The organism is Enterobacter cloacae complex sp. 302F9 (genome assembly GCF_050030335.1).
GTDB classification, from domain to species: domain Bacteria; phylum Pseudomonadota; class Gammaproteobacteria; order Enterobacterales; family Enterobacteriaceae; genus Enterobacter; species Enterobacter hormaechei_C.
Genome location: NZ_JBLGUC010000001.1, coordinates 3,015,961 through 3,030,766, shown reverse-complemented (window position 1 = coordinate 3,030,766; position 14,806 = coordinate 3,015,961). Strand labels below are relative to the sequence as shown.

Below are 14,806 nucleotides of genomic sequence, written 5' to 3'. Positions count from 1 at the left end.
GGTCGGGGTGAGGGATAAGGGGAAGACCATGACCACACAACGCCCTTTGATTTCTATCTATATGCCGACATGGAATCGTCAGCAGCTGGCGATCCGCGCGATTAAATCGGTCCTGCGTCAGGATTACGATAACTGGGAACTGATTATCGTGGATGACTGTTCCTCCTCTTACGAACAACTGCAAAAGTTTGTTGAAGACCTGAACGACCCGCGCGTGGTGTACACCCACAACGCCATCAACTCCGGGGCGTGTGCGGTGCGCAACCAGGCGATTATGCAGGCGAAAGGGCAGTATCTGACCGGTATCGACGACGATGACGAATGGACGCCAAACCGTCTGTCGATCTTCCTGTCGCACAAAGCGCAGCTGGTGACCCACGCGTTCCTGTATGCCAACGACTATGTCTGCCAGGGCGAGGTCTATTCGCAGCCGGCCAGCCTGCCGCTGTATCCGAAATCACCGTATTCCCGCCGCCTGTTCTACAAGCGCAACATTATCGGCAATCAGGTGTTTACCTGGGCATGGCGCTTTAAGGAGTGCCTGTTCGATACCGAGCTGAAGGCCGCGCAGGATTACGACATCTTCCTGCGGATGGTGGTGGAGTACGGCGAGCCGTGGAAGGTGGAAGAGGCCACGCAGATCCTGCACATCAATCACGGGGAGATGCAAATCACATCGTCGCCGAAGAAATTCTCGGGCTACTTCCATTTTTACCGCAAGCACAAGGACAAGTTTGACCGTGCCAGCCGGAAGTATCAGCTCTTCACCCTGTATCAGATCCGTAATAAGCGCATGAACTGGCGCACGCTGCTGACGCTGCTGTCGGTACGTAACGGCAAGCGTCTGGCTGACGGGCTTCGGGGGAAATAATGTTTCTGGAAGATTGTCGCGCTAACAGCTGGAGCCTGCGCCCGTGCTGCATGGTTCTGGCCTACCGTATTGCGCACTTTTGCTCGGTGTGGCGCAAAAAAAATGTGCTGAACAATATCTGGGCCGCGCCGGTGCTGGTGCTGTACCGCATCATCACCGAATGCTTTTTTGGCTATGAAATTCAGGCCGCTGCCACCATTGGCCGCCGCTTTACCATTCATCACGGCTATGCGGTGGTCATCAACAAGTTCGTCGTCGCGGGTGATGATTTCACCATTCGCCACGGGGTGACAATCGGCAACCGCGGGCCAGACAGCCTGGCCTGCCCGGTGATTGGCAATAACGTCGAGCTGGGCGCCAACGTGGTGATGATCGGGGACATTACCGTGGGCAATAACGTGACAATTGGCGCAGGCAGCGTGGTGCTGGACAGCATTCCGGACAACGCGCTGGTGGTGGGCGAGAAAGCCCGCGTGAAGGTGATTAAATGAACATTCTGCAATTTAACGTACGCCTCGCAGAGGGCGGGGCGGCAGGCGTAGCGCTGGATCTGCACCAGCGCGCGCTGCAAAAAGGACTCCAGTCGCGCTTTGTTTACGGTTACGGTAAAGGCGGCAAGAAAAGCGTCAGCCATGATAACTATCCGCAGGTGCTGAAGCAGACGCCACGTCTGACCTCCATCGCCAATATTGCGCTGTTCCGCCTGTTTAACCGCGACCTGTTCGGCAACCTGAATAATCTCTACCGCACCGTCACCCGCACTCGCGGCCCGGTTGTGCTGCACTTCCACGTGCTGCACAGCTACTGGCTGAATCTGGAGGAGGTGGTGGCGTTTTGTGGCAAGGTGAAGGCGCACAAGCCGGATACCCGATTTGTCTGGACGCTGCACGACCACTGGAGCGTGACCGGACGTTGCGCCTTTACCGACGGCTGCGAAGGCTGGAAAGATAACTGCCAGAAATGCCCTACGCTCAGCAACTACCCGCCTGTGAAGGTCGATCGCGCGCATCAGCTGGTTGAGGGTAAGCGTCAGCTGTTCCGCGATATGCTCTCGCTCGGCTGCACCTTTATCTCCCCAAGCCAGCACGTGGCGGACGCTTTTAATAGCCTGTACGGAGCAGGGCGCTGCCAGATCATTAACAACGGTATTGATGTGGCAACGGAAGCGATCCTGGCCGAACTGACGCCCGTAGCCGTTACCCCCGGTAGGCCGAAAATTGCGGTCGTCGCCCATGACCTGCGCTACGACGGCAAAACCAACCAGCAGCTGGTGCGCGACATGATGGCGCTCGGCGACAAAATTGAGCTGCATACCTTTGGCAAATTCTCGCCGTTTGATGGCGCTAACGTGGTGAACCACGGGTTTGAAACCGACAAGCGCAAACTGATGAGCGCGCTGAACGGTATGGACGCGCTGGTGTTCAGCTCCCGCGTGGACAACTACCCGCTGATCCTGTGCGAAGCGCTCTCCATCGGCGTACCGGTGATTGCCACCCACAGCGACGCCGCGCGGGAAGTGCTGGAGAAATCGGGCGGTAAAACCTTCAGTGAAAATGAGGTGCTGCCGCTGGTGCAGTTGTCGAAGGCCGATATCGCGCAGGCTGTTTTTGGCACGGACCTGGAATCGTTCCGCAACCGTAGCCGCAAAGCGTACAGTGGACAACAGATGCTGGAGGAGTATGTCTCGTTCTATCAGAATCTGTAGTTATCTGCTGCTGCCGCTGATCTACCTGCTGGTCAACGTTAAGATTGCCCAGCTCGGTGAAAGCTTCCCGATCACTATCGTCACCTTCCTGCCGGTTCTGCTGTTGCTTTACGTTGACAAGCTTAACCTCAAAAAGCTGATGATTTCACTGGGCATCGGGTTTGGTCTGACGGCGTTTAACTACATCTTTGGTCAGTCGCTGGACGCCAGCAAATATGTCACCTCCACCATGCTGTTTGTTTATATCGTTATCATTATTGGCATGGTGTGGAGTATTCGCTTTAAAACTATTTCTCCGCACAATTATAGGAAAATCCTCAGGTTCTTTTATATTGTCGTCGGGCTGATTGTTGTGCTTGCGGCAATGGAGATGGCGCAAATTATTCTCACAGGCGGCAGCAGCCTGATGGAAATAATTTCGAAATATCTTATATACAGTAACAGCTATGTACTGAACTTCATTAAGTTTGGTGGCAAGCGTACAACCGCGCTCTATTTTGAACCGGCGTTTTTTGCTCTGGCATTAATCTCAATTTGGCTCAGCATCAAACAGTTCGGTATCAAAACCCCCAAGACCGATGCTATGATTCTTGCAGGAATCGTTCTATCAGGGTCGTTCTCCGGGGTAATGACGTTTATTCTGTTTTACCTGCTGGAGTGGGCGTTCCAGTACCTGAACAAAGAGGCGATTAAGAAAAAACTGCCGCTGGCGATAATCTCTCTGACGGTATTTTTAGTGGGCGTAATATTTGCGTTTCCGTACATTTCTGAACGTCTGGGTGATTTGGGAACGGAAGGTTCGTCGTCCTATTATCGCATCATTGGTCCACTGGTGATGGTGGGTTATTCCTTAACCCATATTGATGGCGTAGTAAGATTCGGCTCACTTTACGAATATGTTGCATCATTCGGAATCTTTAACGGTGCGGATGTCGGTAAAACCATAGACAATGGTCTGTATCTGTTAATTATCTATTTTTCCTGGTTCGCCGTACTGTTGACACTGTGGTATCTGTTTAAAGTTTTCAAAATGATGATTAACGCGTTTGGTGATAACCAGAACTTTCGCGTGCAACTTTATCTGTTCACACCGGTGTCGTTGTTTTTTACCGGGTCAATATTTAGCCCGGAATATGCATTCTTAATTGTATGTCCGTTTATTTTGCGCAAAGCGCTGAATATTACGAGCGTATGACGAAATGAGGTGATTTATGTTTCTTAGCGTCATTACTGTCGCCTTTCGTAACTACGAAGGGGTGGTAAAAACCTGGCGCTCGCTGCGCAACCTGGCGCGCGATCCGAGCCTCACCTTTGAGTGGATCGTGGTCGATGGCGGCTCGAACGACGGCACGGCGGAGTTCCTGGAAAAACTCAACGGTGAGTTCAACTTACGTTACATCAGCGAGAAAGATAAAGGTATTTACGATGCCATGAATAAAGGCATCAACATGGCGCAGGGGCGTTACGCGATCTTCCTCAATTCCGGCGATGTGTTCCATGAAGATGTGGCGCTGTTTGCCCGTCAACTGGCGCGCCAGAAAGAAGATGCCATGTTTATTGGTGATGCGCTGCTTGATTTCGGCGAGGGGAAAAAAGTGCTGCGCGGCGCGAAACCAGTCTGGTATATCTACCACAGCCTGCCGGCCAGCCATCAGGCTATTTTCTTCCCAATGAGCGGCCTGAAAAAACAGCCTTACGATTTGCGCTATAAAGTGTCATCAGATTATGCCCTGGCCGCCAGCCTGTACAAATCTGGCTACCCGTTCCGTCGAATTAAAGGACTGGTATCTGAATTTTCAATGGGTGGCGTGTCAACCTCGAATAATCTGGAACTGTGCCAGGATGCCAAAAACGTGCAGCGTAAAATATTACGCGTGCCGGGGTTCTGGGCGGAATTATCTTATTTCTTACGTCTGAAAACGACGGGTAAAGCGAAAGCCTTATATAACAAAGCCTGAGATATAAGGAAACGTAATGCAGGAATTAAATGGATTCTCCGTGCCGAAAGGTTTTCGGGGCGGGAGCGGTATTAAAGTTCAACTGTGGTGGGCTGTACAGGCAACGTTATTTGCCTGGTCGCCGCAAATACTGTACCGCTGGCGCGCATTTTTACTGCGTCTGTTTGGCGCAAAAATAGGAAAAAACGTAGTCATTCGACCTTCGGTGAAAATTACTTATCCCTGGAAATTAACGCTTGGGGATTACGCCTGGGTTGGGGATGACGCGGTGTTATATACCCTTGGCGAGATTACGATTGGCGCAAATTCGGTGGTTTCACAGAAGTGTTATTTGTGCACCGGCAGCCACGTTTTTATGAGCCCGCATTTTGATATTACCGCTTCGCCAATTGTGATTGGTGAAAAATGCTGGCTGGCAACAGATGTCTTTGTTGCACCTGGTGTTTCTGTTGGCGATGGCACGGTAGTCGGTGCCCGCAGCAGCGTTTTTAAATCGCTTCCGGCAAATAAAATTTGCCGTGGCAACCCCGCAGTGGTGATACGCGAACGCGTTGAAACTGAAAAACTTTGATAAGTACAGAGGAATATAAACATGTCTAAAGTCGCTCTCATCACCGGCGTTACCGGACAAGATGGTTCTTACCTGGCAGAATTGCTGCTGGAAAAAGGGTATGAAGTTCACGGTATTAAGCGTCGTGCCTCTTCATTCAACACCGAGCGTGTCGATCACATTTACCAGGATCCGCATGCGGCAAACCCGAAATTCCATCTGCACTACGGCGACCTGACCGATACCTCCAACCTGACCCGCATCCTGCAAGAAGTACAGCCGGACGAAGTGTACAACCTGGGGGCAATGAGCCACGTTGCGGTTTCCTTCGAGTCCCCGGAGTACACCGCTGACGTGGATGCGATGGGTACGCTGCGTCTGCTGGAAGCGATTCGCTTCCTTGGTCTTGAGAAGAAAACCCGCTTCTACCAGGCATCTACCTCTGAGCTGTACGGTCTGGTGCAGGAAATTCCGCAGAAAGAGACCACGCCGTTCTACCCGCGTTCTCCGTACGCTGTGGCGAAACTGTACGCTTACTGGATCACCGTGAACTACCGTGAATCCTACGGCATGTACGCCTGTAACGGCATTCTGTTCAACCACGAATCTCCGCGTCGCGGCGAAACCTTCGTGACCCGCAAAATCACCCGCGCGATCGCCAACATCGCTCAGGGCCTGGAGTCTTGCCTGCACCTCGGCAACATGGATTCCCTGCGTGACTGGGGCCATGCGAAAGACTACGTGAAAATGCAGTGGATGATGTTGCAGCAGGAACAGCCAGAAGACTTCGTGATCGCGACCGGCGTGCAGTACTCCGTACGTCAGTTCGTTGAGATGGCTGCGGCACAGCTGGGCATTAAGCTGCGCTTCGAAGGCACCGGCGTGGAAGAGAAGGGTATCGTTGTTTCCGTGACCGGCCACGACGCACCGGGCGTGAAGCCAGGCGACGTGATTGTCCAGGTTGATCCGCGTTACTTCCGTCCTGCTGAAGTGGAAACCCTGCTGGGCGACCCAACCAAAGCGCACGAGAAACTGGGCTGGAAACCCGAAACCACCCTGCAAGAAATGGTATCCGAGATGGTGGCCAAAGATCTTGAAGCAGCGAAAAAACACTCCCTGCTCAAGTCTCATGGCTACGAGGTTGCCATCGCGCTGGAGTCCTGAGAATGACAAAACAACGTATTTTTGTCGCCGGTCATCGCGGAATGGTGGGTTCCGCGATTGTCCGCCAGCTGGAACAGCGCGGCGACGTTGAGGTGATTGTTCGCACCCGCGACGAGCTGAACCTGCTTGATAGCCTTGCGGTGCAGGACTTCTTCGCCAGCGAACGTATCGACCAGGTGTATCTGGCGGCGGCGAAGGTGGGCGGCATTGTCGCTAACAACACCTACCCGGCGGATTTCATCTACGAGAACATGATGATTGAGAGCAACATCATTCACGCGGCGCATCTGCACAACGTGAATAAGCTGCTGTTCCTCGGCTCATCCTGTATCTACCCGAAAATGGCGAAGCAGCCGATCGCCGAGAGCGAACTGTTGCAGGGCACGCTTGAAGCCACCAACGAGCCGTATGCGATTGCCAAAATTGCCGGGATCAAGCTGTGTGAATCCTACAACCGTCAGTATAACCGCGACTATCGCTCGGTGATGCCGACCAACCTGTACGGACCGCACGACAACTTCCACCCGAGCAATTCGCACGTGATCCCGGCGCTGCTGCGTCGTTTCCACGAGGCGACTGCCGAAAACGCCCCGGACGTGGTGGTGTGGGGCAGCGGTACGCCAATGCGTGAGTTCCTGCACGTGGACGACATGGCGGCGGCCAGCATTCACGTCATGGAGCTGGATCGCGAGGTGTGGCAGGAAAACACCGAGCCGATGCTGTCGCACATTAACGTCGGGACCGGCGTGGACTGCACCATTCGCGAGCTGGCGCAGACCATCGCGCAGGTGGTGGGCTACAAAGGACGCGTGGTGTTTGACGCCACCAAACCGGACGGCACGCCGCGCAAGCTGCTGGACGTGACCCGTCTGCATCAGCTGGGCTGGTATCACGAGGTCTCACTGGAGCAGGGGCTGGCCAGCACCTACCAGTGGTTCCTGGAAAACCAGCACCGCTTCCGGGGGTAATGATGTTTTTAAGTCAGGAAGATTTTGCCACGGTAGTGCGTTCCACTCCGCTGATCTCAATTGATTTGATCGTGGAGAACGAACGCGGCGAGTTCTTGCTGGGGAAACGAACCAATCGTCCTGCACAGGGCTTCTGGTTCGTGCCCGGCGGGCGCGTGCAGAAGGATGAGACGCTTACCGATGCGTTTGAGCGTCTCACTCTGGCGGAACTGGGCCTGCAACTGCCGATGGCAGCGGGCCAGTTTTACGGGGTCTGGCAGCACTTCTATGACGATAACTTTTCAGGCACCGGGTTCACCACGCACTACGTCGTGCTGGGGTTCCGCCTGAAGGTGAGTGAGGCAGACCTGCGTCTGCCTGATTCTCAGCATGACGATTACCGCTGGTTAACGCCAGAGGCGCTGCTGGCAAGCGACAACGTCCATGACAACAGTCGGGCGTACTTCCTTGCGGAACGTCAGGCCGAGGTGCCAGGTCTATGAAAATCCTCGTCTACGGAATTAACTACTCGCCGGAGCTTACCGGTATCGGGAAATACACCGGCGAGATGGTCGAGTGGATGGCGAGCCAGGGACATGACGTGCGGGTGATTACTGCCCCGCCGTATTACCCGGAGTGGAAGGTAGGCGAACGCTATTCCAGCTGGCGCTACCGCCGCGAAGAGGGCGCCGCGACCGTCTGGCGCTGCCCGCTCTACGTGCCGAAACAGCCCTCGACGCTGAAACGTTTAATTCATCTGGGCAGCTTTGCCCTGAGCAGTTTCTTCCCGCTGATGGCGCAGCGTCGCTGGAAGCCGGATCGCATCATCGGCGTGGTGCCGACGCTGTTCTGTACGCCAGGCATGCGCCTGCTGGGCAAACTCTCCGGCGCGCGCACCCTGCTGCACATTCAGGATTATGAAGTGGACGCCATGCTCGGGCTGGGGATGGCCGGGAAAGGCAAGGGCGGCAAGGTGGCGAAGCTCGCCAGCGCCTTTGAGCGCAGCGGCCTGCACAACGTGGATTACGTCTCGACCATTTCGCGCTCGATGATGAACAAGGCGCAGGAGAAGGGCGTCCCGGCGGAAAAAGTGATCTTCTTTCCGAACTGGTCCGAAGTGGCGCGCTTCCGCGATGTGACAGACCAGGATGCGCAGGCGTTACGCGCGCAGCTCGGGTTGCCTGCTGAGCAAAAAATCATTCTTTACTCAGGCAACATCGGCGAAAAACAGGGGCTGGAGAGCGTGATTGACGCCGCGCTTCAGCTGAGCGAACACCCGTGGATGTTCGTGATAGTCGGGCAGGGCGGCGGTAAAGCGCGACTGGAAAAAATGGCCAGCGAGCGCGGACTGACCAACATCCGCTTCTTCCCGCTTCAGTCTTATGACGCGCTGCCCGCGCTGCTGAAAATGGCGGATTGCCATCTGGTGGTGCAAAAACGCGGCGCGGCGGATGCGGTGCTGCCGTCCAAGCTGACCAACATTCTGGCAGTGGGCGGAAACGCGGTGATTACGGCAGAAGCCGCAACAGAATTAGGCCAGCTGTGCAACAGCTACCCGGGCATTGCCGTTTGCGTGGAGCCGGAATCGGTTCCTGCGCTGGTGACCGGAATTGAGCAGGCACTCGCCATGCCAAAAGAGAACACGGTGGCACGTGAATATGCCGAACGCACGCTCGAGAAAGAGAACGTGCTGAGCCAATTTATTGCAGATATACGGGGATAAATCATGAGTCAAACCACTTTGTATCCGGTCGTAATGGCGGGTGGATCCGGGAGCCGGTTGTGGCCACTGTCCCGCGTGCTTTATCCAAAACAATTCCTGTGCCTGAAAGGCGACCTCACCATGCTGCAAACGACGGTTAACCGTCTGCACGGCGTGGAGTGTGAAAGCCCGGTGGTGATCTGTAACGAACAGCACCGCTTTATCGTTGCCGAGCAGCTGCGCCAGCTGAACAAACTGACCGAAAATATCATTCTGGAGCCTGCCGGACGCAACACGGCGCCTGCCATTGCCCTCGCGGCGCTGGCGGCAAAACGCAGCAGCCCGGACTGCGACCCGCTGATGCTGGTGCTGGCGGCTGACCACGTCATCCAGCAGGAAGAGGCCTTCCGCGATGCGGTACGCGCCGCGATTCCTTACGCTGAGAACGGCAAGCTGGTGACCTTCGGCATCGTGCCGGATCTCCCGGAAACCGGCTATGGCTACATTCGCCGCGGCAGCGTTACGCCTGGTGAAGGCGACAGCGTGGCCTTTGACGTGGCGCAGTTTGTCGAAAAACCGAATCTGGAAACCGCGCAGGCGTACGTCGCCAGCGGGGAATACTACTGGAACAGCGGTATGTTCCTGTTCCGCGCCGGTCGCTACCTGGAAGAGCTGGAAAAATATCGCCCGGATATCTTACGCGCCTGCGAAAAAGCGATGGCGGTGGTGGATCCGGATCTCGATTTTATCCGCGTGGACGAAGAAGCCTTCCTCGCCTGTCCGGAAGAGTCCATTGACTATGCGGTGATGGAACGTACGGCAGATGCGGTAGTGGTACCGATGGATGCGGGCTGGAGCGACGTCGGCTCCTGGTCGTCATTGTGGGAGATTAGCGCGCATACCCCGGAGGGTAACGTCCATCACGGGGATGTGATCAGCCACAAAACGGAAAACAGCTACGTCTACGCCGAATCTGGCCTCGTCACTACGGTAGGGGTGAAGGATCTGGTGGTCGTGCAGACCAAAGACGCGGTGCTGATTGCCGACCGTAATGCCGTGCAGGACGTTAAAAAAGTGGTGGAGAAGATCAAGGCCGATGGCCGCCACGAACACCATATTCACCGTGAAGTTTACCGCCCGTGGGGCAAATATGACTCCATCGACGCTGGCGAGCGTTATCAGGTGAAACGCATCACCGTGAAGCCGGGAGAAGGGCTGTCGGTGCAGATGCACCATCACCGCGCCGAACACTGGGTGGTGGTGGCGGGGACCGCCAAAGTGACCATCGACGGTGAAGTGAAGCTGCTCGGTGAAAACGAGTCCATTTATATTCCGCTGGGCGCCACGCACTGTCTGGAAAACCCGGGGAAAATTCCGCTCGACTTAATTGAGGTGCGTTCCGGCTCCTATCTGGAAGAGGACGACATCATCCGCTTCCAGGATCGCTACGGGCGCGTGTAGCACTCCGCATCATGCCCGGTGGCGCAGCGCTTACCGGGCCTACGAATGACAAAAATAAATTTGGCCATTACATGGTCAGGGCCAACTGTTGCCTGAAAAAGGGGTCATCATGGAAAAATTAACCTGTTTTAAAGCCTACGATATTCGCGGCAAGCTGGGCGAAGAGCTGAACGAAGACATTGCGTGGCGCATCGGCCGCGCGTACGGCGAATACCTGAAACCAAAAACTATCGTGCTGGGCGGCGACGTGCGTCTGACAAGCGAATCCCTGAAGCTGGCGCTGGCGAAAGGGCTACAGGACGCGGGCGTCGACGTGCTGGACATTGGCCTTTCCGGTACCGAAGAGATCTATTTTGCCACCTTCCACCTGGGCGTGGACGGCGGTATCGAAGTGACGGCCAGCCATAACCCGATGGACTACAACGGCATGAAGCTGGTGCGCAAGGGCGCGCGTCCTATCAGCGGCGACACCGGCCTGCGTGACGTGCAGCGTCTGGCCGAGGCCAACGACTTCCCGCCGGTGAATGAAGCCAGACGCGGCAGCTATAAGCAGATTAACCTGCAAAAAGAGTACATCGACCACCTGCTGGGCTACATCAACGTGGCGAACCTCAAACCGCTGAAGCTGGTGATTAACTCCGGCAACGGCGCGGCAGGCCCGGTTGTCGATGCACTTGAAGCCCGCTTTAAGGCGCTGAACGTGCCGGTGACCTTCGTCAAAGTGCACAACACGCCTGACGGCAACTTCCCGAACGGTATTCCTAACCCGCTGCTGCCGGAGTGCCGCGACGACACCCGCAACGCGGTGATTGAGCACGGCGCCGATATGGGTATCGCCTTTGACGGCGATTTCGACCGCTGCTTCCTGTTCGACGAGAAAGGGCAGTTTATCGAAGGCTACTACATCGTTGGCCTGCTGGCGGAAGCGTTCCTCGAGAAAAACCCGGGGGCGAAGATCATTCACGATCCGCGTCTTTCCTGGAACACCGTCGACGTGGTGAAGGCCGCGGGCGGCGAGCCGGTGATGTCCAAAACTGGCCACGCGTTTATCAAAGAGCGTATGCGTGAGGAAGACGCCATCTACGGCGGCGAGATGAGCGCCCACCACTATTTCCGTGATTTTGCCTACTGCGACAGTGGGATGATCCCGTGGCTGCTGGTGACTGAGCTGCTGTGCCTGAAAGGGAAGAGCCTGGGCGAACTGGTGCGTGACCGCATGGCGGCGTTTCCGGCGAGCGGCGAGATCAACAGCAAACTGGCGCAGCCCGCTGAGGCCATTGCCCGCGTAGAGCACCACTTTGCCATTCATGCGCTGGAGATTGACCGTACCGACGGTATCAGCATGGCGTTCCCGCAGTGGCGCTTCAACCTGCGCTCCTCCAACACCGAGCCGGTAGTGCGCCTGAACGTGGAGTCCCGCGCCGATACCGCGCTGATGGAAGCCCGAACGAAGGACATTCTGGCGCTGTTGAATCAGTAAAAAGAAAACCTTACCCCTCACCCTAACCCTCTCCCCAAAGGGGAGAGGGTTAGGGTGAGGGGTAAGGTTTAGAACTAAAGGAACAACGATGACAAACCTAAAAAAGCGCGAACGAGCGAGAACGAATGCATCGTTAATCTCTATGGTGCAGCGTTTTTCTGATATCACCATCATGGTCGGCGGACTGTGGGCGGTGTGTTGGGTCAGCGGGCAGTCGTTCTTATACATGCACTTGCTGATGGCGTTGATTGCGCTGGTGGTGTTTCAGATGATCGGCGGCATGACCGATTTCTATCGTTCATGGCGCGGCGTCAAAATGACCACCGAACTGATGCTGCTGCTCCAGAACTGGACCTTAAGCCTGATTTTCAGCGCAGGCCTGGTGGCGTTCAGCCATGATTTTGATAACCGTCTTGTGACCTATCTCTGCTGGTATCTGTTAACCAGCATTGGCATGGTGGTCTGCCGCTCGCTGATCCGCTTTGGCGCGGGCTGGCTGCGCAACCGCGGGTATAACCGTCGCTTCGTTGCTGTAGCGGGCGACCTGCCGGTGGGACAGGTGTTGCTCGACAGCTTCCGCAAAGAGCCGTGGTTAGGTTTTGAAGTGGTCGGGATTTATCACGACGCGAAGCCCGGCGGCGTGCCGTCCGACTGGGCAGGTAACTACGAACAGCTTATTGACGATGCGAAAGCCGGCAAAATTCATAACGTCTACATCGCCATGCAGATGAAAGATGAATCCCGCATCAAGAAACTGATGCGCGAGCTGGCGGATACCACCTGCTCGGTGATCCTCATCCCGGATGTCTTCACCTTCAATATTCTCCACTCCCGTATTGAAGAGGTGAACGGGGTACCGGTTGTTCCACTGTACGACACGCCGCTGTCGGGGATTAACCGCGTGCTGAAGCGCGTTGAAGATATCGTCCTTTCGTCCCTGATCCTGCTGCTCATCTCCCCGGTGCTGTGCTGCATTGCGCTGGCGGTGAAGCTCAGCTCGCCGGGGCCGATCATCTTCCGTCAGACCCGCTACGGCATGGACGGTAAGCCGATCATGGTGTGGAAATTCCGCTCCATGAAGGTGATGGAGAACGACAAGGTGGTGACCCAGGCGACGCAGAACGATCCGCGCGTCACCCGCGTGGGCAACTTCCTGCGCCGTACCTCGCTCGATGAGCTGCCGCAGTTCATCAACGTGTTCACCGGCGGGATGTCCATCGTCGGGCCTCGTCCTCACGCCGTGGCCCATAACGAGCAGTACCGTACCCTGATTGAAGGCTACATGCTGCGCCATAAGGTGAAGCCTGGCATCACCGGCTGGGCGCAGATCAACGGCTGGCGCGGCGAGACCGACACGCTGGAAAAAATGGAAAAACGTATCGAGTTCGATCTGGAGTACATCCGCGAGTGGAGCCTCTGGTTCGATATCAAGATTGTTTTTCTGACCATTTTCAAAGGTTTCGTGAACAAAGCGGCGTACTAAGATGAGCTTACGAGAAAAAACCATCAGCGGCGCGAAATGGTCAGCCATGGCCACCATCGTCATCATTGGCCTCGGCCTGGTGCAGATGACGGTGCTGGCGCGCATTATCGATAATCACCAGTTTGGTCTGCTGACCGTCTCGCTGGTGATTATCGCCCTGGCCGATACGCTGTCGGACTTTGGTATCGCCAACTCCATTATCCAGCGCAAAGAGATCAGCCATCTGGAGCTGACCACGCTCTACTGGCTGAACGTCGGGCTGGGTATCTTCGTTTTTGTGCTGGTGTTCCTGCTGAGCGATGTGATCGCCGGCGTGCTGCATAACCCGGACCTGGCGCCGCTGATGCGCACCCTGTCGTTCGCTTTCGTGGTGATCCCGCACGGGCAGCAGTTCCGCGCGCTGATGCAGAAGGAGCTGGAGTTCAACAAAATCGGCATGATTGAAACCAGCGCCGTGCTGGCGGGCTTTACCTTCACCGTGGTCAGCGCCCATTTCTGGCCGCTGGCGATGACCGCCATCCTCGGCTACCTGGTTAACTCTGCCGTGCGCACGCTGCTGTTTGGCTTCTTTGGCCGTAAGATTTATCGCCCGGGGCTGCATTTTTCGCTGGCGTCTGTTTCATCCAACCTGCGCTTCGGCGCGTGGCTGACGGCAGACAGCATTATCAACTACGTGAATACTAACCTCTCCACGCTGGTGCTGGCGCGCATTCTGGGCGCGAGCGTCGCGGGTGGCTACAACCTGGCGTATAACGTCGCGGTTGTCCCGCCGATGAAGCTCAACCCTATCATTACCCGCGTGCTGTTCCCGGCGTTCGCCAAAATTCAGGACGATACCGAAAAGCTGCGCGTGAACTTTTACAAGCTGCTCTCCGTCGTGGGGATCATCAACTTCCCGGTCCTGCTGGGGCTGATGGTGGTCGCCAGCAATTTCGTACCGCTGGTGTTTGGCGAGAAGTGGAACAGCATCATCCCGATCCTGCAACTGCTGTGCGTCGTGGGGCTGCTGCGCTCGGTGGGGAACCCGATTGGTTCTCTGCTAATGGCGAAGGCGCGCGTGGATATCAGCTTCAAGTTCAACGTGTTTAAAACCTTCCTGTTTATTCCGGCAATTATTGTGGGCGGCCACATGGCGGGCGCCATTGGCGTGACGCTCGGCTTCCTGCTGGTGCAAATCGTCAATACCGTGCTGAGCTACTTTGTGATGATCAAACCGGTGCTGGGCTCCAGCTACCGTCAGTACATCCTCAGCCTGTGGCTGCCGTTCTATCTCTCCTTACCGACGCTTGCGGTGAGCTACGGCCTGGGCGTGGTGCTCAACGGGCATCTGCCGCTGGCGGCGCTGCTTGCGGTGCAGGTCGCGGCAGGCGCGCTGGCGTTCGCCGTGATGATTGTGCTGTCACGCAATGCGCTGGTGGTCGAGATGAAGCGCCAGTTTTGCCGTAACGAAAAAATGAAAACGCTGCTTCGCGCAGGCTAATTTTA

General features: G+C 56.0%; 14 protein-coding genes. All 14 read left to right on the top strand.

The annotated features are described in order from the left end of the window. The first annotated feature begins 28 nt into the window (after window positions 1-28). The 14 genes from wcaA (at window position 29) to wzxC (ending at window position 14,801) form a co-directional block, all read left to right on the top strand. Window positions 29-871, top strand: coding sequence for a colanic acid biosynthesis glycosyltransferase WcaA (gene wcaA, locus ACQG0T_RS14740; RefSeq protein ID WP_017383272.1), 843 nt, complete (start codon window positions 29-31; stop codon window positions 869-871). Beyond that, window positions 871-1,362 (top strand): colanic acid biosynthesis acetyltransferase WcaB, encoded by a 492-nt coding sequence (gene wcaB, locus ACQG0T_RS14735; RefSeq protein ID WP_003863505.1) that lies wholly within the window; start codon window positions 871-873, stop codon window positions 1,360-1,362. The genes wcaA and wcaB overlap by 1 nt, the downstream gene beginning before the upstream one ends. Further along, on the top strand, window positions 1,359-2,576 hold the full coding sequence (wcaC, locus tag ACQG0T_RS14730) for a colanic acid biosynthesis glycosyltransferase WcaC (protein ID WP_017383273.1): 1,218 nt from the start codon (window positions 1,359-1,361) through the stop codon (window positions 2,574-2,576). Before wcaB ends, wcaC begins: the two co-directional genes overlap by 4 nt. Next, the gene (gene wcaD, locus ACQG0T_RS14725; RefSeq protein ID WP_015572375.1) at window positions 2,551-3,771 is read left to right on the top strand and encodes a colanic acid polymerase WcaD; all 1,221 of its coding nucleotides are present in this window, start codon (window positions 2,551-2,553) and stop codon (window positions 3,769-3,771) included. Before wcaC ends, wcaD begins: the two co-directional genes overlap by 26 nt. 16 nt (window positions 3,772-3,787) lie before the next feature. Continuing rightward, window positions 3,788-4,534: a colanic acid biosynthesis glycosyltransferase WcaE gene (gene wcaE, locus ACQG0T_RS14720; protein ID WP_271040352.1), complete on the top strand. Its 747-nt coding sequence runs from the start codon at window positions 3,788-3,790 to the stop codon at window positions 4,532-4,534. 16 nt (window positions 4,535-4,550) lie between these two features. Then, window positions 4,551-5,105, top strand: coding sequence for a colanic acid biosynthesis acetyltransferase WcaF (gene wcaF, locus ACQG0T_RS14715; protein ID WP_252051190.1), 555 nt, complete (start codon window positions 4,551-4,553; stop codon window positions 5,103-5,105). A gap of 21 nt (window positions 5,106-5,126) precedes the next feature. Beyond that, on the top strand, window positions 5,127-6,248 hold the full coding sequence (gene gmd / locus ACQG0T_RS14710; protein ID WP_003863514.1) for a GDP-mannose 4,6-dehydratase: 1,122 nt from the start codon (window positions 5,127-5,129) through the stop codon (window positions 6,246-6,248). Between the two features lie 2 nt (window positions 6,249-6,250). After that, the gene (gene fcl, locus ACQG0T_RS14705) at window positions 6,251-7,216 is read left to right on the top strand and encodes a GDP-L-fucose synthase (protein WP_032671736.1); all 966 of its coding nucleotides are present in this window, start codon (window positions 6,251-6,253) and stop codon (window positions 7,214-7,216) included. 2 nt (window positions 7,217-7,218) lie between these two features. Beyond that, window positions 7,219-7,698 (top strand): GDP-mannose mannosyl hydrolase, encoded by a 480-nt coding sequence (locus tag ACQG0T_RS14700; RefSeq protein WP_003863519.1) that lies wholly within the window; start codon window positions 7,219-7,221, stop codon window positions 7,696-7,698. Further along, entirely contained in the window at window positions 7,695-8,918 is a 1,224-nt protein-coding gene (wcaI, locus tag ACQG0T_RS14695; protein WP_022651482.1) for a colanic acid biosynthesis fucosyltransferase WcaI, read from the top strand. The genes ACQG0T_RS14700 and wcaI overlap by 4 nt, the downstream gene beginning before the upstream one ends. Window positions 8,919-8,921: 3 nt before the next feature. Continuing rightward, on the top strand, window positions 8,922-10,358 hold the full coding sequence (gene cpsB, locus ACQG0T_RS14690; protein ID WP_017383276.1) for a mannose-1-phosphate guanyltransferase: 1,437 nt from the start codon (window positions 8,922-8,924) through the stop codon (window positions 10,356-10,358). Between the two features lie 109 nt (window positions 10,359-10,467). Next, on the top strand, window positions 10,468-11,838 hold the full coding sequence (gene cpsG / locus ACQG0T_RS14685) for a colanic acid biosynthesis phosphomannomutase CpsG (RefSeq protein ID WP_017383277.1): 1,371 nt from the start codon (window positions 10,468-10,470) through the stop codon (window positions 11,836-11,838). Window positions 11,839-11,926: 88 nt separating this feature from the next. Beyond that, a complete protein-coding gene (gene wcaJ / locus ACQG0T_RS14680) occupies window positions 11,927-13,321 on the top strand; it encodes an undecaprenyl-phosphate glucose phosphotransferase (protein ID WP_003863525.1) in 1,395 nt (464 codons plus the stop codon). 1 nt (window position 13,322) lies between these two features. Beyond that, window positions 13,323-14,801: a colanic acid undecaprenyl disphosphate flippase WzxC gene (gene wzxC, locus ACQG0T_RS14675; RefSeq protein WP_015572379.1), complete on the top strand. Its 1,479-nt coding sequence runs from the start codon at window positions 13,323-13,325 to the stop codon at window positions 14,799-14,801. Window positions 14,802-14,806 lie beyond the last annotated feature (5 nt).